Genomic DNA, 22,197 nt, shown 5'->3' on the forward strand with positions numbered 1-22,197 from the left:
CATGACTGCACCGACACTACGCTTTGAAATTTCCGAGTACAAAGCCCGGCTCGAGGGCACCCACAAAGCAATGCAGCAGGAAGGCATTGATCTTCTAATCGTCACAGACCCCGCGAACATGGCCTGGCTTACCGGTTATGACGGCTGGTCCTTCTACGTTCACCAGTGCGTCCTCATTCACGGGGACGAAGACCCGGTCTGGTTCGGTCGTGAAATGGACGGCAACGGTGCTCGCCGAACCATTTATATGGATGAGAGCCGTATCAAGTCCTACGCGGATCACTACGTCCAATCCTCCCAACATCATCCAATGACTGCGCTTGGCCAATTGGTTACGGACCTCGGCTGGTCCACCGGTTCGATCGGGATCGAAAAGGATAATTACTACTTTACGCACGCGGCGTTTGAAGCATTGTCCTCCACGCTGCCGAACGCAAGCTTCAAAGATACGACAAGGCTGGTGAAATGGCTGCGGATCATCAAGTCGCCCCGCGAAATCGAGTATATGCGGGGCGCGGGCAAGATCGTCACGGCCATGCATCAGCGCGTGGCCGAAGTGTTGAAACCCGGCATCAAGCAATCGGACATTGTGGCGGAAATTTACCACACCGCCACTCGTGGGGTTGATGGCTTCTGGGGCGACTACCCAGCGGCCGTTCCGATGATCGGGGCGGGCATCGACGCCTCTGCGCCTCATCTGACTTGGTCAGATCGTGAGCTTCGCTCTGGCGAAAGCATCTTTTTTGAACTGGCCGGCGTCCACAAACGCTATCATTGCCCTCTCTCAAGGACATTTTATCTAGGTAAGCCGGATCAAAAGTTTGTCGACGCAGAGAAGGCCGTGCTCGAGGGAATGGCGGCCGGCCTGGAGAAAGCGGTCCCGGGAAATTCCTGCGAAGACGTCGCGCAAGCCTACTACACTGCCATAGAGCGTCATGGGCTGAAAAAGCCAAGCCGTTGCGGCTACTCGATCGGTCTCGCTTATCCGCCGGATTGGGGTGAGCACTCCGCAAGCTTTCGCACAGGGGACCGCACCGAACTGCGGCCAGGAATGACGTTTCACTTTATGTCAGGCCTGTGGTTTGGCGACTGGGGCATCGAAATCACTGAAAGCATCCTTATCACCGACAAGCAGGCCGAGTGCCTGGCACAGTCGCCACGCCAGCTGATTGTGATCGATCAATGAATGCATCCGAGATAGACCTCAAACGAGCCAGTCACGCATTCCATTTGCCAGCGGGATGCGAGGAGCAAATCCTTGCACTTCGGCACTACATGCATGCGAACCCGGAGCTATCAAACGAGGAGCACAACACCCGGGCAAAAATAGCGGAGTTTATGGGTGGTGCGGGGTTGCAAACACCTCAGATCTTTCACCACACGGGCTTGTTCGTTGACATTGTCGGCGAGGGAAATGGAATTCCCATAAACGTGGTGGTTCGTGGCGACATCGACGCGCTGCCCATCCAAGAGGCCCGCCCGGATATTCCATATAGGTCCCGTGTCCCTGGAAAGATGCATGCTTGCGGCCATGATGCGCATGCATCTGCAGCATTGGGCGTTGTATTGGCGGCACTTGCCCATCGTCAGCACTACGCCGGAACGGTGCGCGTTGTGTTTCAACCGGCCGAGGAAGCAGAACCCCTCGGCGGCCGGTCTGTCGCTGAACAAGGTCTGCTCGACGGTTTTGACTGCGCGATTGGGATGCATGTGAACCCCGAAATACCCTCCGGGACTTTTGCGGTCCTCACGGGCCCGGTAACAAAGTCATCCGATGAATTCCAGATAGTGTTCAAAGGCAAGAAGAGCCACGCGGCGTGGCCAGAGCTAGGGGTTGATGCGATCACGATTGCGTCCACATTCGTCACTGAGGTGCAGAAGCTGGTATCGCGCGAGAGCCACACCGATGAAGCTCCTGTCATTTCAATAGGCCGCTTCCATGGTGGGGAAGCAACCAATATTATCTGCGATCGCGTTGTTCTCGACGGTACGCTGCGTACACGTTCGCCAGACGCCCGCCAAAGGCTTCGACGCCGTCTGCAAGAACTGGCTCGTCAGATTGCCGCGATGCATCGCGGAGAGGCAGAGTTCGAGCTGGTGCCGGGAGAGCCTGCCGTCGTAAACGACCCGGGCATCAGTCAAACGGCCCGCGAAGCGATTGCCGAAATCTATGGAAGCGAGGCCCTCGTTCCGACGAGACCTCTCGCAGGGGCAGACGACTTCGGATTCTACGCCGAACAACTCCCATCGGTGTATTTCTGGTTTGGCTGTTACGACGAAGCGCTTGGAAACATTACCCATGTTCACACGGCGGAATTTGGTGTCTCCGATGACGACGTGTTGCGCGCGGCGCGAGCTGCCTGGGCAATTGTGAGGAATCTTCAAGTTTCAGCAAACACGGGCATCTCGGCATGATCACGTCACCAATCAAACATCTCGAAGCAGCCATGGACGGAGGGATGTCGAACCAGGTCGTAATCGGCTTGATCGCTCTTTCGACAGATGTCGTAACTGAGTACGAGCTGCGGAGAATGCTTCCAACGGATGGGGTTAGTATTTCAGCAACCCGAATTGAGACCAAAAACCCAATTACGATCGAAAATCTGCGCGGCCATGCGCATGAAATTGCCAAAGCCGCCGAGCTGTTCGTGCCCCGGGAGTCGGTGGATGTCTTTGCCTACGGCTGCACGTCTGGATCCGCGCTGATTCTGCAAACGACCCTGGAAGCAGAACTGCATCGAACTGCACCAGGAGCGAAGTTAACATCGCCTATGACAGGAGCCTACAAGGCTTTTCGCAAGCTCGGGATTCGGAGGGTCGATCTTTTGACCCCCTATCCGGACGACGTTACGTCGGCGATGACCGAGTGCTTGAAGGAGGAAGGCATTTCCGTCGTCTCGTGTGGTTCATTTCACATCGATAACGATTATGAAATCATCAATATCAAGCCCGAGAGCATCATAGAGGCGGCCGAAGCACTAAATTCCAATGGGTCAGAAGCTTTGTTCATACCATGCACTGGCCTGAGGACCTCTACAATCATACAGCCCCTTGAAGCGCGCATTGGCAAGCCTGTCATCACCGCTCACCAAGCGATGCTCTGGGATGCACTGAGACTTGCCGGCTACACACAACCACTGTCGGGATTCGGCAAGCTGCTCACTGTCTGAAGCGACTTATTTGCGCATCGGCCCATTATCAGAATTCAGGAGGACCAGGAATGAAAGTTCTATGCTTGTGGTACGCCACGGACGCTGAGATCAGCCTGATCAAAGAAGTGCTGCCTCCGGGAACCGAGGTGGTGGCACCGAGAGGCGAATATCTCTCGCGTTTCGACTGCGACTACTCAGACGTGAAGCATCTGGCGCCCGACGCCGATGCGATCATTGCTTTTAGCGTTCCGGAAGGAATCCTACAGATCGCGGAAAAGCTCAAGGTGTTCTCTTGGCTGCATTCAGGCGTAGACGATCTTGGCCTGATGGGCGCGCTGGATCTCTTCAAACAGCGTGGCGTCAAGCTCGGAAACATTCGCGGCGCGAACGCGGTTGCGGTTGCGGAGCAAGCGATGATGTTCGTACTAGCCCTTGCAAAAAAGACTCTTCTCAAGCACCGGGCGACGGAAGAAGGCAGGTTTCTATTCCCTCTTTACGATGACCAATACCGGTCGGGGATGCTACACGGTCGCACAATCGGTGTGATTGGAGTTGGAAATATCGGCGGGCGAATCGCCAAACACGCCAAGGGGTTCGACATGGAGACCCTCGGCGTCCGTCGAAGCAAAGGCGGCCCCCCGGTCGAGTTTTTCGATGCAGTGCACGGGGTCGACGAGTTGCACGATGTTCTGCCGAAGTGCGACTACGTCGTCCTGGCGACGCCTGACACAAAAGAGACGCATCAGTTCTTCGGCGCCGCGCAACTCGCCGCCATGAAACGATCGGCGTTTCTCATTAATATCTCGCGCGGCATGTTGATCCAGGAGAAGCCACTATTCGAAGCGCTCACTTCGGGCACCCTTCATGGTTTCGCAACCGACGTATGGTGGCAGTACAACTACGGCCAAACGTTTCCGATTGGCTGGGGATCTCGCCTTGGAATCCACAAATTGCCTAATGTGATTACATCGAACGATCAGGCGGCAAATGCCGATGACGTGCTCGAGAGGAATATCCGCTGGGGCTCACAGAATCTGGCTGAATTTGTATCGGGCACATTGATGAAGCGAGAAGTGAGGCTCGATCTTGGGTACTGAGCCGGCGTGGATGTTCTTTTAAAGGGCAAGGACATCCCGTCACACAATGACCTTGCAGGGTGCAACTGCACCTTGGAACGGCGGCGAGACATAGCTCGTAGCCAAGGTGCGCAAATGTGGAAAACTTCAGCGTGTTCGGGGGTTCGCCGGATATGGTTGTGAAGCTTGATGCTATCGATCTTGGTATTCTTGATGCTATCCAGCGCGTTGGCCGGATCACCAAACTCGCGCTCGCGGATAAGGTTGGCCTGTCGCCGACACCCTGTTGGATGCGGCTGCAGAAGCTTGAAAGGGCCGGCATCATCACTGGCTACCATGCTCGTCTCGATCTGAGGAGAATGGCCCCTGTTGCAACCGTGCTGATGGAGGTGACCCTCTCCAACCATCGCCAGGCGGATTTCGACCGTTTGATCGCGCAATCAAGGCCTTCGATGAGGTTGTATCCTGCTGGTCCGTCGGCGGTGGCGTGGACTATGTCATCAAAGATGAAATGCCGCGACCACATATCGTCGCCCCTTGAATCGAAGAACGACCATAACGAATTTTCGCAACGTTTGAGCGGTAGGAACGCGGTAGCGCTGCCCAATCGTGACCCCTTCCACCAATGGTCGAACGACAGTCCCGGTCCCTTTTAGTCTGTGAATCGGCGTGCAAAATTGACCCCATAAGGCGGGGAATCGGCGTCCAATTTTGACCCCCCTGATGCTTTGATTTGCGACCATCAGCTCGTCGTGGCGAGCGGATGGTGTGGGGATGAAGTCGGTGGATACGATTGCCCGAGTTCGGCGCGCCTTCCATGTGCAGGGATGGTCGCTCAAGCGGATTTGCCGCGAACTGCATGTGTCGCGCAACACCGTCCGCAAGATACTCAGATCCAATGAGACATCGTTCTCCTACGAACGCGAGCGGCAGCCCAAGCCGAAGATCGGTCCGTGGCAGGATCAGCTTGACGGGTTCTTGAATGGCAACCGTGGCAAGGCGGCGCGCGAGCAACTGACACTGATCCGGATTTACGAAGAGCTTTGCAGTCTCGGTTACGAGGGTGGCTATGACGCCGTCCGCCGCTACGCGAAGAGCTGGGCGAAGGCGCAGGGGTCGGCGACGGCGGACGCCTATGTGCCGCTGTTCTTCGCGCCGGGCGAGGCCTACCAGTTCGACTGGAGCCACGAGATCGTCCTGATCAACGGCGTGACGGTGACCGTGAAGGTCGCCCATGTCCGGCTCTGCCACAGCCGGATGATGTTCGTCAGGGCCTATCCGCGCGAGACGCAGGAGATGGTGTTCGACGCCCATGACAGGGCCTTTGCCTTCTTCGGCGGCGCCTGCACGCGCGGCATCTACGACAACATGAAGACGGCGGTGGAAACGATCTTTGTTGGCAAGGACCGCCAATACAATCGCCGCCTCCTGCAGATGTGTAGCCATTATCTGGTGCAGCCGGTCGCCTGCACGCCAGCGTCGGGCTGGGAGAAGGGTCAGGTCGAGAACCAGGTCGGGCTGGTGCGCGAGCGGTTCTTCACGCCCAGGCTGCGCTTCAAGACCTATGAGGAGCTGAACGCCTGGCTGCAGGACAAGTGCGTCGCCTACGCCAAGGCGCACCGTCACGTCGAGCAACCGGAACGAACAATCTGGAACGTGTTCGAGGAAGAGCGCGGCAAACTGGTCGAGTATCGCGGCCCCTTCGACGGATTCCACACGGTGCCGGCCTCGGTGTCGAAGACCTGCACGGTTCGCTTCGACACCAACAAATACTCGGTCCTGTCGACGGCCGTCGGCCGCCCGGTCGAGATCCATGCCTATGCCGACAGGATCGTCATCAGCCAGGACGGCGTGGTCGTCGCCGAACATGCCCGCTCCTTCGGGCGGAACGAGACGGTCTACGATCCCTGGCATTACGTCCCTGTGCTTGCCCGCAAGCCCGGAGCGCTGCGTAACGGCGCGCCGTTCCAGGACTGGGTTCTGCCGTCGGCCATGGAGCGTATCCGACGCAAATTGAAGGCGGCGCATGATGGCGATCGGCAGATGGTGTCGATCCTGGCCACGGTGTTGACCGACGGCATCGATGCCGTGGAAGCCGCCTGCCAGGAGGCGCTCGATCAGAATGTCTGCTCATCCGCCGTCATCATCAACATCCTGGCGCGGCAGCGCGATCCGGCGCCGGCAGTCACCATTCTCACCCCGGACGCTCTTCGCCTGCAGCACGAACCGCAAGCCGACTGCGCCCGCTACGACAGCCTCAGGAGGGCAAGCTGATGGAACGCACGCAGGTTCTGGAACTGATGGGCACGCTGAAGCTCTACGGGATGCGGGGCGCCTATGACGAGGTCATGGCGACAGGCATCAAGCGCCAGCACGAGCCGCCGAGGATCGTCGGCGATCTGCTATCGGCCGAGATCGCCGAGAAGCAGGCCCGCTCCATCAAATACCAGCTCACCGTCGCCAAGCTGCCGATCGCCAAGGACATCGATGAGTTCGACTTCGACGGCACGCCGGTCAATGAGGTGCTGGTCCGGGACCTTGCCAACGGCACCTTCGTCGCCGACCAGCGCAACGCCGTGCTCATCGGCGGCACCGGAACCGGCAAGTCGCATCTGGCAATCGCCATTGCCCGCGCCCTGATCCGCAACGGCTCACGTGGCCGCTTCTTCAACGTCGTCGATCTCGTCAACCGGCTCGAGACCGAGCACCGAAGCGGCAAACAGGGCCGTATCGCCGACTACCTCACCCGGCTCGACTTCGTCGTGCTCGATGAACTCGACTAGCTGCCCGTCGCACAGGCCGGCGGGCAATTGCCCTTCCACCTGATCAGCAGGCTCTACGAACGGACCTCGATCATCGTCACCACGAACCTGGCGTTCGGAGAATGGCCCGCCGTCTTCGGCGACGCCAAGATGACGACAGCGCTCCTCGACCGTCTCACCCATCATTGCGAGATCATCGAGACCGGAAACGAGTCCTGGCGCTTCAAGAACCGCGCCTGATAACCCCATCAAGCTGCCAAGCGTCGTCCGCGCTCGCCCGGGCTGCGCAACCCTGACCAGCTCCGCCCGGGCGAACGCTGACCGCCGCGCATTACATAAGGGGGTCAAAATTAGACGCCGATCGGGGGTCAGTTTTGGAAGCCGTTTGACATTTAGTCTAATTGGCGGTCTGGGATTTCTGCTGGCCGAGCACGGTCCCGAGAATGCATTGTTGTTCCGCGGCGAGGATAAGGTGAGCTACCGCTTGGATCTGGGACGAGGCCCACCTCCACCCTCTCGCAGCAGGGCTTGCGCGCCTTGGAAACCGGCAAAGGCGACGGCATCTCGGCGATGACGCGCGCATGCCGGAGACCATCTCCAGCACGAGAGGCCATCTGGTCGTCCTGTTCGCCCGATTTCGGCGAGCAGGGCGTGCTCGACCCCTTTGGCCAGATTGAACCGAAGCTGTTCATCATGTGCGATGCCTCTCCAAGGATATCTCCTGCGCATGGGAGGGGGCCGAACCGTCAGTGGTTGGTGGCCGAGATTGGTGTCAGTCGTGAACGTATCAGCGGATAATCGACTTGATAAATCCGCTGAGCCTCTTGCTTTCGGGATGGTCAAATATGCGATCCGGGGGACCGGATTCCACGATGGTTCCGTCTGCGATAAAATGCACCACATCCGCAAGCTTGTGCGTGTGCGTGTGCAGGACGCACTTGATACCGCGGCGATGGATCGGCGCGTGAATGCAAACGGCAGAAAGGTTCGCGATACCGTTGCCGGCGACCACAGCACCATCGAAAGATACTTCTATAAGGTTCGAAGCCTTCACCTCTGACCAGTGAAGTCCAAAGGCGTTGAGATAGAACCGATCCAGTTCGCCTGGCACGGCGAGTGTGAAATGATTGTCGATGCCTTCAATGAAGTTGTCCTTCACTGCCAGGCGATGAGCGGCCGCAAGATCGCGCCGGGCTTCGCCCTGAGCTTCCGACATGGAGGGATGCGAGCTGACGGTCTCGTGTGCGTTCATCGGTTGTCCTTTCATGAGACGCTATGGCCATGGCGCGGACTACGCAGTGATTTCAAAAAGGTCTTTAGGGGCGTTATGCAGGATTTCAGCACCGGTCTCGGTGACCAAGATGTTGTATCCGTAGGAGATGGTGACGCCTTCAAACTGCGATATCGATGGCTCGAGGGAGAAGATCATCCCAGGCTCTAGAATGGTTTCGTCGCCCACCAAAATATCCGGGAATTGCGCGAAGGTCGGAGGGTAAGACAGGCCCATACCAAAACCGGCGCGGGCCACGATATAATCGGCGTAGTCGCCCCTGATCTCTCTGCTCAGGCGGTCGATGTCCGAAGCCGAAGCGCCGGGCCGGATCAGCTCGAAAGGCCGCCAAAACGATTCGTAGTTGATTTTCCAGAGGTCGAGCAGCCGGTCGGACGCCTTACCTGCCACCACGGTTCGGCAGAGGTTGGAATTGTAGCGTTTCCAGGATCCCGTGAACTCAAAGAGGATCGGATCACCGGCTTCAATGATTTTCGAAGATGGGACGGCGTGGAATGTGCCTGAACGCCACCCCGAAGCGATAATGAAAGGCAGCGTGGGATATTCGGAGCCAGCAACTGCCAATTTCGACTGTACCGCTGCCAGCACATCTAGTTCGCTAATGGCCGGGCGAAGAATCTCGGCCATCGCCTCCAGAGCGAGGTCGGAGAACCCGGCTGCCTTCCGCATATATTCAATTTCGGTCGGTGATTTAATGGTGCGCAGCTGCATGATCTTCTGCGTCACGTCGACGAATTCAACTTCTGGAAATGCCACTGTCAGGGATTTGTAGAGATCGGCCCGAAGATACCAATTGGCCATTTCGAGGCCGACCCTCTTGCCTGCTGTTGCACCAAGCGCGCGCAATTTGTCGATTGTCAGCTGGACGGGATCGTGACCGTGCGTCCAGATGATAACTTCCGAAATCCAGCACTGGAAAACGGTGAGCTCTTTCTCAGCTTTATGAGTGAGCAGCGAAGGCTCCTTCGCTCCAGTCTGGAAAAACACGCACTCATACAAATAGATCCCGAGGGGATCGAAGCCTGTGAAATAATTGAGGCTCTCTGGGGCATGACCGAGATAGATATCGACCTCTTCTTTCTGTAGCATGGCGTCAAGACGGCTGATCCGGTCTTCAAACTCTCGCAGTGCGAATGTCAGGACCTTGCCATTGGGATGTTGTTTCATGTCGTTCGTTTGCGCGGACATCGGTCCTCAATCCTGGTTGGTGAACGCACCTCTCCAAATGGTGAGATGGCACGTTGAAACTTGTGGGGGTCTATCAGCTGGTCATCTGCACGGCTGGCGGCGTTAGCCGTCCCAAACGCTTTTCAATCACTCGGGCGGCGCCGAGTACCTTGGCGTCGCGATAGCGAGGTCCGACGAGCTGAAGGCCCACGGGGAGCCCGCCGTCGTCCAACCCAGCTGGAAGCGAGGCCGCAGGCTGCTGCGTCAGGTTGAAAGGGAACGTGAAGGGCGTCCAATCGACCCAGCCGCTAAACCCATCAGGTTTGTCCATGCCAACCGGGAAAGGTGGAACCGCAACAGTCGGAGTGACGAGCAAGTCAAAGCTCTCGTGGAAATCGGCCATTTTTACCGACAAGTCGAATCGCGCCTGTTCGGCATCCTTGAATTCGCAGAGAGTGATCCCCTCGCCCCGGATTGCACATTCAAGAAAACCGGGGTCCAGCAGATTTTTCTGCGCTTCGCTCATGCGAGCAATCAGACGTGCGGCGCCTGCAAACCAGAACGTGGCGAATACCTCCACAGGATTGGCAAACCCAGGGTCGATCTCCACTACATCTGCGCCAAGGCTTCGAAGCTGTCCGACAGCGGCATCGGTGACGCGCAGTATGTCCGGCGCTACATCGGCGTAGCCCAGATTACGGCTATACCCGATCCGAATTCCTTGCAGGAACTCGGCGTCGCCCGAACCATCGGCCTTATAAATGACGCCACCATAGCCGTCCCGTGCGTCGGGGCGGGTAATAACATCCATCATCAGCATCGCGTCATCGACCGTACGTGTCATCGGTCCAATGTGGGATAGAACCCCCATGGCACTGAGCGGCCACTGAGGCACGTATCCGAAAGTCGGCTTGAATCCAAAAATGCCGGTAAAGCTCGCGGGGATTCGGATCGAGCCACCGCCGTCGCTACCTTGGTGAAGAAAGCCGAGATTCATAGCCGCTGCCACGGCCGCACCACCGGACGATCCCCCTGGTGTCAGCTTCGGATTCCAGGGGTTGCGCGTGATGCCGGTCAGCGGACTATCCGTTGCTCCCTTCCAGCCAAACTCCGGTGTCGTTGTTTTTCCGAGGATGATTGCTCCAGCTTCGCGCATGCGGGCAGCAAGGGGGGCATCCTGATCCCACGGTCCAACCGCGCTGGTTGCGGCGGAGCCTCGCCGGGTCGGCATTCCGCGGGTCAGTGTAAGGTCTTTGATCGTTGCTGGCACGCCATCAAGCACGCCGATCGGCCGCCCCTTGTGCCAGCGCTCCTCAGACCGCCGGGCTGCCGTCAGGGCGCCATCGGCATCGATATGACAAAATGCATTTAGATCGGCGTTGACCGCATCTATGCGGTTAAGACAATCCCGGACGACCTCTACTGGTGAGATCGTGCCGGCTTTATAGAGTTCGAGGCAATCGCGAGCCGTCAGGGTCCGAAAGGTCCCCGAACCTTTGCTTACGTTCATTTTATATCGCGCTTATGTTGGGTCAGCGGCGTCTTGCGGCTTTAAGGATTGCCGAGTTACCGTATGACGTTCCCCGTTTTTTTGATCCTAGGAACGACGGAGGCCATTCGTCAAATTCATAGTTTTTGCCTTTTCGACAAAAGAATTTTGTCGACATCAGCTCTCATGCTACATGGTCGTCGGTGTAGCGGACCATAATCTCAGCCTTGATCCAGGAACTGAACGCCGCCACTGTGGGCGTTTCCGCCTTGGCCGGAGATGAAACGAGATAATAAGATCGGCGGCCTCTAAGCACGAGATCAAAGGGCATCACGAGCATTCCACTCTCCAAAGCGGCGCGGCATGTGAAATGGTCGCCGAGCGCCACTCCCTGTGAGTAAACAGCCGCGTTGAAACAGAGGTTCCCGTCGTGGAAGGTGATGCCCCTGTGGGCCAGAAACGGATCAACCCCAGCTGCCGTCAGCCAGATCTCCCAATCGGTCTCATCGCCAAGGATATTTAATAGAGGCACACTGCTCAAATCCTTTGGATCTTTGAACATTCCATGCTGATGGAGAAAAACTGGGCTGCATACCGGAGATATCCGGATGTCGACCAGGTGGGAGACGGTCATCTCGGGCCAATGGCCGGTTCCAAAGGTGATAAATACATCGACGTCCTCATTAGCGACGTTCTCCAGAAGTGTCTGTGTCTTAAGGATGATTTTTACATCTGGGAACGCTTCGTTGAACTTGGCTATGCGACTGCAAAGCCATCCGCCAGCGAAACCCGGGGTGCTGCAAATGGTGAGGTTACCGCTCAAGCTCTTGTTAGCATAACGTTGCGCTGATCCCGAGATCGTGTTGAGCGCTTGGCGCACATCATGTGCATAGGCCAAGCCTTCCGCAGACAACGCCATACGCGTGCCGGTCCTAGATAATAGTGGAAAATTCAGCTCGCGCTCGAGTAAGCGGAGTTGGTAAGTCACCGCGCTTCGCGTTTGAAAAAGCTCGTTCGCGGTCTCTTCAACTGACCCTGTCCGAGCGAAGCTGGTGAGCACGCGAAGCGCTTGAATGGACGGATAGTGTTTCATGAAACGGAACCGAGTCTACATTCGCGCCCGCCTAACGACGATGATGAGACTTATACAATCATTTAAGGGAACCGACCACCTGACCGACGGGTCTACAAAGCAAAGTCTCTGCGTCCGAAGACTCGCAGGACTTTTAACGATGCCTTCTAATGAAAAAGGATCAGAAAAGACGGTTGTGGCTTCAATAAGCAGCTTATGGCAACGAAACACCTTGGCTCACCCGGATCTGAAGTGAGATGTGCGCTTTGAATGGCGCGTGGCGCGACGAGGCGCGCTGCCGAGCTTTGGAACCCAGGTGTGGTCATTGCCAAGATTGTCGAAGATTGCCGCATCCAGTCCCACACTGCCTTTTTACGCAACTGTGGAAGCACAAAAAGCGCACATCTGATATCACCAAGCGACAGGCAGCTATCTCGATTTCCTTACCGCTCAATCAATTGCGAGCGCCCGATTGTATGGTCGCGAATGGCGAGTTAATTCCAATTGGCCGCGTCGCAGACTGCTGGTTGATTCACCGAAGTGGTCACGAAAACATTTTGAAAAATGCGATGATGAGACGAAACCGCAAGCAACTGCCACCTGCAACACGGACATATCGGTTAATTCGTGCGCCCGCGCCATTCTCAGCAAAAGAGAGTATCGCACCGGCGTCGCCTTGCGCGAACAAAGAGGCGCTCGATTTGCCGGCAAGAAAGGCTCTGCAGTCGCGAAATAGCGTGAACCGTCAACGGCTAGATTGGCAGCTTTCCCCCTCGCGCCATCGCTGCGGAGAGAAAGAATTTTTGTGCCAAAGGCGCCCGACGGTGAGGGGAAACCGCATAATGGTGCTTGACGGGCAAGATCGGATTACAGAAGGGATGCGTGCCCGAAGGGGTGAAGACGACCGCGGGCCGGCTTCAGCGAAGTCCTGCAGCCCGGCCCGCAGGGAGACGCTCACCTGATCTCGTCCGGCGCCGATCGGCGAGGCAACGACAAGCCAGGCGCGGCATGCGACCTTCTCATCCGTCGAGAACCACTGCGGTCGCCCCGACGCAGTTCAGGTCTGGGTCGGGATTGTCAGAGCGATGCCAAGAAATGGAGAGATGGAGAGTGCCGAAGAATAAGATTGTTTTGCTCTCTACCAAAACTTCTGCGTGGCATTTTAATTGCATGAATGGAGATTGAAGAACGAAAATACCCAGGAGAGCTGGCCCCCCGTCGCGGACACTTTCCACAAGGTAGAGATAGCAGTGGCCGCGCGCGATTCTCTCAACGACAAACATGCCAGTTAGCGAACAAATGCCGTAAAATCCTATAAAATAAAATTGGAATAACAGCACAAATGTTGTTACCACACATTTTCGCTCCGGAAATTCAAGGCAAGTGAATTCAGTACCTTAACGGACAGCGTTCGCCTTCGTTCCCGTCCAACTGTTCAAAGTTGGACCTGAGCCGTGTGCCGTGGACTGGCGATAGTTGTTTAGGCCAACGACTTGATAACACTATATATATGACCACGAAGATAGTCTACCGCGGCGGAATTGCGCTCAGCGCACAGTCGTAGAAGCTCGCGATGCTGCTCGTCGTCAGCATGAATTCGACCAGACGCTACTACGGGTACTCGAACGAGGTGGCCAGTGCGTAGGTGCATTTTCTCAACAATCGACAATGTTTCAGAACGGTTAGAAGGAATGTATAGGCATTTGTGGAACTTCCAATTCATCTCTCCGCGTTTAGGGCTGTCGTGACAAGTCCGCTCAATTTCATCGAGAACCTCCGAGGCGGCCGATAGGTCTGATTTCTTATAACGTGACAGTGCACGTGATAGAATATCACACTCTAAAAGGATCCTGAGATCTAGTAGTTCGATAACTGTCTCGCGCTTCGCTGAAATGGCGACGGCGCCTTTATGCGTTCTGAAGGAGACCAGTCCTTGCGCCTCCAATTGTCGGAGCGCCTCGCGAACTGGTACTCGGCTCACCTCATAATCTTCTGCAATAGTCTCCTGCACGAGGGAGTCGCCGTCCCGGATTTCACCGCTAAGAATGCGCTCTCGCAAAGCCTCAACGAGCATTTCAGGTACACTTTGTCGTCTGATTGGAATTTTTGCTTTCGGCTTGATGGAAGTTACCAACTCTCAGTCCCTCTTCGTGCATGCTTTCGTTCGAAGTTCGAATGGGTATCACATCGTTTGAAGTGTAAATGAGTGGTGACCTGACTCCATGTTGTATCAAGTGGACCGACCTCCACTGGGCCATTGCCACCAAGGCGGTGGTCACTACAGGAGATGGCTGCCTCTCAGCACTAGGCGCTCTCCCAAACGATGATCGCTCGAGCAATTCAAACGGCGGGAGTTTCTTCAACGGCCTCCGCGTGCTGCTGTCTCCTTGCCGAGCGGAATAAACCATGTTGATGGCGCACCGTTCTCGATGGCGGCGAGCGGGTAAGATTTGTTTCCTTTCGCAATGACCACGTTGCAGCCCGCGTCCATGGGTATCCTTGCTGCCATCAACTTTGTCACCATGCCCCCAGAACCGTAGCGCCCGGGGGAAAGGTCCGCCATGGTTTCTATCTCCGGGGTAATGCACCGCACCTCTGGGATGATACGAGCCAACGGGTTGTCGTGTGGGTCTTCGGTGAAGAGGCCATCTACGTCGGAAAGCAGAATGAGAACGTCGGCCTTCGCAATTTGCGCGACCCGTGCCGCCAGCCGATCATTGTCGCCAAGACAGATCTCGGCCGTTGCGGTCGCGTCGTTCTCGTTGATGACGGGTACGGCGCCAACTTTGAGAAGTTGTTGAAGGGCCGACCGCGCATTGAGGCGGCAACGCCGGTTGTCTATATCTGCGCCGGTCAACAGAATTTGACCCAGCCCAAACCCATGGCGTTTCAAACTCTGTTCATAAGCGAGCATCAGTCGAATCTGACCAATAGCAGCGGCTGCTTGCTTCTCCTCAATTCGCAAAGATCTATCCAACTGCTTGAAGTGGGATGATCCAAGTGCGACAGCACCGGAGGTGACGATGATCACCTGTTGGCCGCGTGCGAAAAGTCGTGCGACATCCTTTATCAATGTCTCAAGCCAAGGACCGCGCACCTCTCCGGTCTCTATATCGGCAACCACTGCGGAGCCAATCTTCACGATCAGTCGACGAGCTGAAAGCAATTGATCCCTCCTCGTCGCAAGACATTTCTCTCTAATCTCTTCTTGCATTTAACAGCATTCAGTTCCACGAGCGGTCAGGAACAAAGTCCGGCATCTCGTCGACTTACGTCTTTCTCGTTCTCAATTGCATCAACGTTCGGACGGCGATTACTTACCAATATGACGCCGCCCTGCCCCTGGTGCGGAAAGTTGAGGGCGGCTGATTATTTCTATTCGCCAAGGGTCGGAAATGGTGCGATCGACCAATCGATTAGATCAACGGCACGCTGAAGTGTCGTTTCGGTTAGAGCACGGCTGGGTGAGGCGGCGATAACATGTCCGATCCAGTCCCGGTGATCGCCTTTCCTGCCGATCGGCGTATTGGGTCCAAAATAGAATTCAACCTCGGCGACGCCTGGTACAGCAGTTGCCCGATTGTCGCCGTCGATCCAATCAAGGGTGCCATCGCGATCAGGAACCAGGATTCGCGCAGCCGCAACCTGCGAATGCCTTTTGCGCAGGCTCCATTGGTCGCCTATGACAAGCTTTATGTGCTCGGTGACGAGATCGAGCCCGTAAGTCAGCTGAACCAGCTGAGGACCGGGCGCGCCACCAAGACGCGGATTAACTTCAATGACGACCGGGCCACGCTTCGTCCACCGGAATTCTATGCTGGTTGGCCCCCAACCAAGCCCGAGAGCCCGCAAACAGCTCAGCGAGACATCGACTATCCGCTCTTGCTCTTCATCAGTCAGTAGGGCCGGTAGGGTGAACTCACGAAACACGAAATACGGTTCGGGGCCGAACTCACCGGCGCAAATCCCGATGACCTCATCTCCCATTATCTCGGTGCTATAGTATGGGCCTTGTGCGAATTCTTCGACCAGTATTCGCGGCGAAGATTGCCAAATGTGCTTCCCGCCCAACAGATAGGTGGTGTGTTCGGCCAACTCATCGACGTTGCGGCACAATCGGACACCGGTGCTACCGACGCCTACGGCTGGCTTAAGAATTACCGGGAGCCCAATTTCAGCGGCACAGCTTTCTATGTCCACCGCATTCGTTGCCAAGCGATAAAACGGTATTGAAACGCCGGCCTCCGCGAGGAGCTGACGTTGGGTGAATTTGTCGCAACATCGTTCAATCGATGTAGGGTTTGGTCCCGGCAGATCGAAATACCGGCAGAGCTTGCCAACTGTCGCATAGACCGACTCCTTGGCACACGTAATTCCGGCAACGTCATTGGCCGTACCCAGCCGGGAACATTCGCCGATCAAGGCATCGAGATCGTCTGTATCGACACGGATCGCCTCAGCCCCTTCCGCCGCAATATAGTCGTATTGAGCGGGATCAGCCGACAGGGTAATCGGATGTAGGCCAAGACGCTGGGCCGCCTGGATGTACAACCGACCTGTCCTCGAGCCTTCAACTAGGATAAGCACTCTTTTGGCCATTAGCTTTTGATCCCGTGTGGATGCCGTGCCTCAGTCCAAAACGGAGTCGACGTGGCTTTTTGACGCGCCTAGTCTCAGACCTGTCGCGAAAATATCATCGTCGGCGATTTGCGGTCGTGAAGTTATGTGAATTTATTGTAAACAGCAGTTAATACGGCGTGCTGGATCCTGGGCGAAAACGGTGGCAATGATGGCTGAGACAACCCTGCGGCCGCTCTTGCCGGCATGGGCCGGTACCTTCCTCGTCAAGTGGACCCGCCCCTCTGCCATGTCGCGCACTGCACTTTTGCTAACGAGTGCCTCTATGCCTTCCTGGGCTTGACGTCGCGCAGGCCGCGAAGTGTCACCTTGCGCATGAACTCAGTTCGGCTCGGCCTCGCGCCCGCATTGACGCCGACGGGCGACAACCGCGGCGGCCCTTCAGATAGGTGGCGTCGATCATCAGGTGTGGGCCAATAGCCCTCTCGACCGCTCGAGGAAGACGTCGATCTCCTCGCCAGCCGACAGACCTGGCTCTTGGAGATCCGCTCATGCCCCCCTTGGCCGTGACCCTTGACCAGGTCGTCAACCTACTCGTTTATCGAGATGCCTTGCACGTAGGCTTCCTGGAAATGCGGTCAGCGCCTTCTCGTTCTCTCCTTCCGAAATGGGTTGGCTTCAAAAACCAAACCCAACGGAAAGTGCCGATATTCACGACACGCCGCTCACTCGCCACCAACGGCGCGCTCGCGGGCGGCTACACTACCTGATGGGACATAGCCGGCGGAACTTCGGTGCGACAACCGCGTGACCGCGTGGGTGAAAGGTGCAGCCACCAGGTGGATTGGTGGATTTGGCCGGGCTCGGCACCTCTCCCTCTATGGGCAGCTTCGGCGGATCGCGCGTGGGATCCATTGTTGTAGAAGCAGGGCGAGAAGCGCGCCCCTGTGTAGGTTTGCATGGGCTTTCGAAAAGCGCCCTGCATGGGGCGAGTTCGACGCTGCGGCCTGACCACAGCGCCGTTTCGTCGGTTACTCTGGAATAGACTGATTTTGCGAGCCCGGATCCAAAGTTGTTACTCCAGGCTCTCGGCAACATGAAACCCACTCCGCTGACTGGCCATCGAGATTGGCATCCTACGTACGTCGTGGCGCAGGTTCTTATAGTCGAGAGTGTCATTCCGGCACCAATGCGCTCCAGGGGATTCCACCGTAAGAATCTCTTCGGCGATTGGTGCAAAGTCGGCACGGAAGTGAACTGCGCTTTTGACTGCCACAACCGACTGCTCGCTCGGCTCTATCCCAACCGCCCTAAACAGATCCTGATCGAGACACTGAAAGCGGACACTTGCTACGACGACCTGTACGCTCGATCCAGGGTCAAGGATGAGCAAGCGTGCCATGCGCCCAAGATCTACTTCCACACCGCCCAGGCATGGCCCATTAGCCGTGAACACCCCGTCGGAAAGTGCTTCCACACGAACCCTGGCCAGATATGGTTCCGAATCGTAGTCATAGCGCCCACCAAGTCGAACATTGAGTTCAGCGCCCAGACCTGCCGTGTGGGCTTTTTCAGCCGTTTCTGAATCCCAAAGCAAGCCAAGCACACTATTTCTAAGGCCGCCCTCTACCATACCCTGTAGAAGCCCGATCGTATCCGACGTTCCTCCACAGCCAGGGTTGTCCTGAACATCGGCAAGGACAATCAGTGAACCTTTGCGCCCGTTGCGAGCAGCATGTTCGACAGCTTCCTTTACATCCAGAAGGGACATATGGAACCTTTCTTCAGCCTCCAGGATATCGTTCAGTTGCATATCTGCCGCCTTTGCGACTGCCGCCTCGTCGACTCCATAAGCGACAACTGCTGGCCCGCACTCGCGAATATCAGCCAACGGAAAGCCCAGCGCGACGTCGACGTTTAGAACTGCTCCTCTGACCCGTTCCGGCAGCCCCGCATAGAGCGATAGGCATGGCTCTAGATCAGTACACTGGGCAGGCAGCGGGATCAGGAATGGCGTCTTCCGGAACGCTTTGAAGAAGGGTCTCCCGTGGCGAAGGCGCTGCTCCAGTAAATTGAAGGCGCGCCTGCCAGTATCAGCCAGGTCTATGTGAGGGTAAGTGCGGAAAATAGTAATGCCGTCGCATAGGTCGACCATGGCATCGGTAACATTGGCATGAAAATCCAAACTGATCACGATTGGAATATCTTGCCCGGCGATTTCTCGCACGCGCCTTAGCAACTCCCCTTCCCCGTCCTGATAAGATTCGACGACCATCGCGCCATGCAGGTCTAGATAGATCGCGTCGAGAACACCTGCGCGGGCGGTCCCATCACAGATCATTCCTGCAATACGCTCAAAGGCGTCATCTGAGACGAAGCTAGTTGGTTCCGCAGCGGCCCAGACCAAGGGTATCAACTCATACGTATCTTTCGCAGAGCTGATGAACCCCCCGATGGGAATTTCAATCGGCGGAAAGAGATCGAGAATGGCCGCACCGGTAGTCAGAGCAGGCCAGCCGCCGCCCCGAACGAAATCGTCAAAAGGGGCACCGAACGGAGCAAACGTATTGGTTTCGTGTTGAAAACCAGCGATGGCTACGCGGAGGCGGCCCGATCTAGCGCTGGCGAAGGTTGTCGGCGTTGACTGAACCATATCTTGACCTTTGAACTTCCAGTTGCTGTGTTCCAAACGAGCGGCCACGAGCGGACGTCATGATCCTCTAACTGGTGCCCCGGTAACGGCATGCCGAACGAGACTTGCCTCGTTTAATCACGAATGGGGGCTTGCTCGGCAACGTCCGGGAACAGTATTTCCTGCTGCCCTAGGCTCCTGGCAATTGATTACACACACGAACCTCCCGACCCGAAGCGAACAACCCGAGTCCTAATGCTCGATCGCGCCATGGCGGCACCGGTTTCCTGCCGATCCTAAATCAGGCGGCCTTCTTCACCCGCTTGCCCAATGTCTCGATAGCTAGCTGAATCGTCGATATGACGATGTCACGCTCTTCGCCGACGAGCGGCAAGCGCGGTGCCCTGGTCCATTCAGGGGCCCCGTAGACCAGGTTCTCGGCGAGCTTGATGTACTGAACCAGCTTGACGTGGGTGTCGAGATGGAAGGACGGCGTCAGGATGCGGTAAAGCGCGCGCGCCTCCTCGTACTTGTTTTGGGTGCAGAGGCTGAAGAGCTCGACGCATTCTGACGGCCAAACGTTGGTCATGCCCGAAACCCAACCGGTGACGCCAAGCGCGCAGCTTTCGACGATCAGATCGTCAACGCCGCAGAAGACGCTGAAGCGGTCGCCGAGCTCGACATACATATCGGTGACGCGACGAATGTCACCGGTTTCTTCCTTAACGCAGACGATTTCCGGAGTGTCGACGAGATGCTTGAGAACGTGGACCGTGCAGTCGACGCCGTAGGCGATAGGGTTGTTATAGATCATGATCGGCAGCGACGAAGCACTGGCGACACCCTTGTACCACTCGACCGTTTCGCGATCGTCGGTCTTGTAGCCGAGGCTTGGGAACACCATTAAGCCCTGGGCGCCGAAGGATTCGTAGAGCTTCGCGTTCGCCTTCGCGTTATCGAGTGTGATTTCGGCAAGGCCGGAGAGAACCGGAACACGTCCGGCTACCACTTCAACAGCTCCGCGGATAATGTCTTCACGATCCTTCAGCGACATCGAAGCGTTTTCGCCGAGCATAGGTAGCACAATGACACCGGAAACGCCTGCTTTAACGAGGCGGTCAAGGCTGTCGTTCGTCGCCCGAAGGTCAACCTCGCCATCCCTTGTTAGCTTTGTCGTCACTGCGGGGAATACACCAGCCCATTTTACCATGGTTCTCCATCCATCTGCGCTCTAACTGGATCCAATCTACATGATGACAAATGACGTGTCCACCCTTTGATGTTGCTCTTTTTTGGGTTACCTTGCTACAGGCGACCATTCGCATCGGCGAAAAGCCAGCTTTTCAAATTTGGGTTTTGGGATCCAAAAAACGATGGATAAGATGCTGGAACAGAAGAAGCAGCGCTCGAAATACCGTCTTCAGAGGCAGAGCCTACCAGAGGCGCTGTCGGAGTCTTTGCGGGAACGAATTCTCAGTGGCGAGTTCAAAGAGGGCGACCCGCTCATACAAGAAGCGATCGCAGCGGAATACGAATGCAGCCGAATGCCTGTGCGCGAGGCATTTCGTCAGTTGGAAGCAGCCGGATTGATTGTTTCCAAGATTCACAAGGGTGCAATTGTTTCGACATTGCCATCGGAACAGATCATGGAATTGTTCGAACTTCGGGCAACGCTGGAGTGCGATATTCTGAGCCGCTCCCTAGAGCATCTCTCCGACGAAGACTTGGCTCACTCCGCGCAAATCCTCAAGCGACTTGAGGAGGCATATCACAAGCGGGACATTGCCCGGGTAGGAGCTTTGAACTGGGAGTTTCACCGCAGTCTTTATCGACCCGCGGGACGCGTCCAGACACTCGCCATTCTCCAAGGCATCAATGTCCAGATTGATCGATATATAAGGATTCAGCTACTTTTGACTTCGGGCTTCGAAGAAGCAGAGCGCGAACATCGCCAAATTCTGAGCATGTGCAAAGAACGCGACCAACAAGTCGTGGAGTTTATGCGAGGGCACATAATCCGGGCTGGTCATAACCTTCTGGATGCGCTCAACAAGCGCCGAGTGAGCGATACTGCGGTTTGATCGCGCCTCACGGAGGTGTTGGCATCCCTCTCCCTCCCCAGAAGCTCAATCAGGCAAGGCGAATCGCGGATCGAGCATGTCCCGTGCCCCATCGCCTATCAAATTGATTGCGAGCACGACAACCGCAATAAGCACGCTTGGATAGAGGATCATATGTGGGGCGATCAAGGCAAAGGACCGCCCCTCGGCAACAATGTTGCCCCAACTCGGATGTTCGGGCGGAACGCCAACACCCACAAAGCTCAGGTAAGCCTCATAGAGAATAGCCACCCCGCAGATATATGTGGCCTGCACAGCGATCGGCGCCAACGCGTTCGGCAGGATGTATTTGAACAGAATACGCAGAGGCCCAGCGCCGTAGGACCGAGCGGCCTCTACGAAAACTTGCTCACGGAGTGTCAGCGTTAAGCTCCGAGCCAGTCGCGCGACACCCGGCACTTCCGGGATCGCCAAAGCTACGATCACAGTCAAGACCCCGCCACCAAAGATCGTCGCCAAGGCAATCGCAAGCAGGATTCCAGGTATAGCCATCATGCCGTCCATGATCCTCATCAAGATCTTGTCCGAGAGTTGCCCGGCTCCCGCGACGAGGCCCAGTATCGTTCCGATCATTGTCGCCAGGGCCGCTGTAGCCAATCCGATCACGAGCGAAATCTGCCCCCCGTAAAGCACACGCGCCAGAATATCTCGCCCGAACATATCAGTCCCCAGTAAATGACCGTAGCTAGGTGGCTTGAGCCTTGCATCCGCGGCCATGGACAAGGGGTTAACGCTGGTCAGGATCGGCGCTAAAAAAGAGACCAATACGACCACGACCATAAAAACTGAGGCCGCCAGCAAAGGAGTTGGCATACGCTTTTTATGTCGCCACGAGAGAGAAAACGCCATCGCCAAACC

At 56.5% G+C, this 22,197-nt stretch carries 16 protein-coding genes and 5 pseudogenes; 9 read left to right on the forward strand and 12 right to left on the reverse strand.

Features of this window, described 5'->3' with window-relative positions; all coding sequences use genetic code 11:
- Position 1: 1 nt before the first annotated feature.
- The 8 genes and pseudogenes from AC04SH_RS30590 to AC04SH_RS30625 all read left to right on the forward strand — a co-directional run.
- Positions 2 to 1,186, forward strand: a complete 1,185-nt coding sequence (locus tag AC04SH_RS30590) for a M24 family metallopeptidase (protein ID WP_488481485.1) — start codon at positions 2 to 4, stop codon at positions 1,184 to 1,186.
- Complete coding sequence (locus AC04SH_RS30595; protein ID WP_488481486.1) at positions 1,183 to 2,415, forward strand: M20 metallopeptidase family protein; 1,233 nt, start codon at positions 1,183 to 1,185, stop codon at positions 2,413 to 2,415. Before AC04SH_RS30590 ends, AC04SH_RS30595 begins: the two co-directional genes overlap by 4 nt.
- Complete coding sequence (locus tag AC04SH_RS30600) at positions 2,412 to 3,170, forward strand: maleate cis-trans isomerase family protein (protein WP_488481487.1); 759 nt, start codon at positions 2,412 to 2,414, stop codon at positions 3,168 to 3,170. The genes AC04SH_RS30595 and AC04SH_RS30600 overlap by 4 nt, the downstream gene beginning before the upstream one ends.
- 50 nt (positions 3,171 to 3,220) lie before the next feature.
- Positions 3,221 to 4,249 (forward strand): NAD(P)-dependent oxidoreductase, encoded by a 1,029-nt coding sequence (locus AC04SH_RS30605; RefSeq protein WP_488481488.1) that lies wholly within the window; start codon positions 3,221 to 3,223, stop codon positions 4,247 to 4,249.
- Positions 4,250 to 4,407: 158 nt separating this feature from the next.
- Positions 4,408 to 4,733 (forward strand): annotated as a pseudogene (locus tag AC04SH_RS30610) (Lrp/AsnC family transcriptional regulator); the annotation flags it as partial.
- Between the two features lie 269 nt (positions 4,734 to 5,002).
- A pseudogene (istA, locus tag AC04SH_RS30615) lies at positions 5,003 to 6,569 on the forward strand (IS21 family transposase).
- Positions 6,502 to 7,230: pseudogene (gene istB / locus AC04SH_RS30620) on the forward strand (IS21-like element helper ATPase IstB). Before istA ends, istB begins: the two co-directional pseudogenes overlap by 68 nt.
- Before the next feature lie 178 nt (positions 7,231 to 7,408).
- Positions 7,409 to 7,695: pseudogene (locus tag AC04SH_RS30625) on the forward strand (acetoacetate--CoA ligase); the annotation flags it as partial.
- An 82-nt stretch (positions 7,696 to 7,777) separates the two neighbouring features.
- On the opposite strand, the gene AC04SH_RS30630 reads toward AC04SH_RS30625, so the two are convergent.
- The 11 genes and pseudogenes from AC04SH_RS30630 to AC04SH_RS30680 form a co-directional block, all read right to left on the reverse strand.
- Positions 7,778 to 8,242 carry a class II aldolase/adducin family protein gene (locus AC04SH_RS30630; RefSeq protein WP_488481489.1) on the reverse strand — a complete coding sequence of 155 codons (465 nt, stop codon included), beginning with the start codon at positions 8,240 to 8,242 and terminating at the stop codon, positions 7,778 to 7,780.
- A gap of 39 nt (positions 8,243 to 8,281) precedes the next feature.
- Positions 8,282 to 9,469, reverse strand: coding sequence for a M24 family metallopeptidase (locus AC04SH_RS30635; protein ID WP_488481490.1), 1,188 nt, complete (start codon positions 9,467 to 9,469; stop codon positions 8,282 to 8,284).
- A 73-nt stretch (positions 9,470 to 9,542) separates the two neighbouring features.
- The gene (locus tag AC04SH_RS30640) at positions 9,543 to 10,958 is read right to left on the reverse strand and encodes an amidase (RefSeq protein ID WP_488481491.1); all 1,416 of its coding nucleotides are present in this window, start codon (positions 10,956 to 10,958) and stop codon (positions 9,543 to 9,545) included.
- Positions 10,959 to 11,121: 163 nt separating this feature from the next.
- Positions 11,122 to 12,030: a LysR substrate-binding domain-containing protein gene (locus AC04SH_RS30645; protein WP_488481492.1), complete on the reverse strand. Its 909-nt coding sequence runs from the start codon at positions 12,028 to 12,030 to the stop codon at positions 11,122 to 11,124.
- A 429-nt stretch (positions 12,031 to 12,459) separates the two neighbouring features.
- A complete protein-coding gene (locus AC04SH_RS30650) occupies positions 12,460 to 12,675 on the reverse strand; it encodes a helix-turn-helix domain-containing protein (protein WP_488481493.1) in 216 nt (71 codons plus the stop codon).
- 814 nt (positions 12,676 to 13,489) lie between these two features.
- Positions 13,490 to 14,143 (reverse strand): GntR family transcriptional regulator, encoded by a 654-nt coding sequence (locus AC04SH_RS30655; RefSeq protein ID WP_488481494.1) that lies wholly within the window; start codon positions 14,141 to 14,143, stop codon positions 13,490 to 13,492.
- A 225-nt stretch (positions 14,144 to 14,368) separates the two neighbouring features.
- Complete coding sequence (proB, locus tag AC04SH_RS30660) at positions 14,369 to 15,175, reverse strand: glutamate 5-kinase (protein WP_488481495.1); 807 nt, start codon at positions 15,173 to 15,175, stop codon at positions 14,369 to 14,371.
- Positions 15,176 to 15,384: 209 nt separating this feature from the next.
- Positions 15,385 to 16,608, reverse strand: a complete 1,224-nt coding sequence (locus AC04SH_RS30665) for an ATP-grasp domain-containing protein (protein ID WP_488577721.1) — start codon at positions 16,606 to 16,608, stop codon at positions 15,385 to 15,387.
- Positions 16,609 to 16,767: 159 nt separating this feature from the next.
- Positions 16,768 to 17,006 (reverse strand): annotated as a pseudogene (locus AC04SH_RS30670) (IS256 family transposase); the annotation flags it as partial.
- A 656-nt stretch (positions 17,007 to 17,662) separates the two neighbouring features.
- Positions 17,663 to 19,288: a M81 family metallopeptidase gene (locus AC04SH_RS30675; RefSeq protein ID WP_488577722.1), complete on the reverse strand. Its 1,626-nt coding sequence runs from the start codon at positions 19,286 to 19,288 to the stop codon at positions 17,663 to 17,665.
- A 232-nt stretch (positions 19,289 to 19,520) separates the two neighbouring features.
- The gene (locus AC04SH_RS30680; protein ID WP_488481498.1) at positions 19,521 to 20,429 is read right to left on the reverse strand and encodes a dihydrodipicolinate synthase family protein; all 909 of its coding nucleotides are present in this window, start codon (positions 20,427 to 20,429) and stop codon (positions 19,521 to 19,523) included.
- Between the two features lie 163 nt (positions 20,430 to 20,592).
- Between AC04SH_RS30680 and AC04SH_RS30685 the strand changes: the two genes are divergently transcribed.
- Positions 20,593 to 21,300: a GntR family transcriptional regulator gene (locus tag AC04SH_RS30685; protein WP_488481499.1), complete on the forward strand. Its 708-nt coding sequence runs from the start codon at positions 20,593 to 20,595 to the stop codon at positions 21,298 to 21,300.
- Between the two features lie 45 nt (positions 21,301 to 21,345).
- Here the strand turns inward: AC04SH_RS30685 and AC04SH_RS30690 are convergent, their stop codons facing one another.
- Positions 21,346 to 22,188 carry an ABC transporter permease gene (locus AC04SH_RS30690; protein WP_488481500.1) on the reverse strand — a complete coding sequence of 281 codons (843 nt, stop codon included), beginning with the start codon at positions 22,186 to 22,188 and terminating at the stop codon, positions 21,346 to 21,348.
- Positions 22,189 to 22,197 lie beyond the last annotated feature (9 nt).

Source organism: Mesorhizobium sp. CNPSo 4688 (assembly GCF_057784295.1).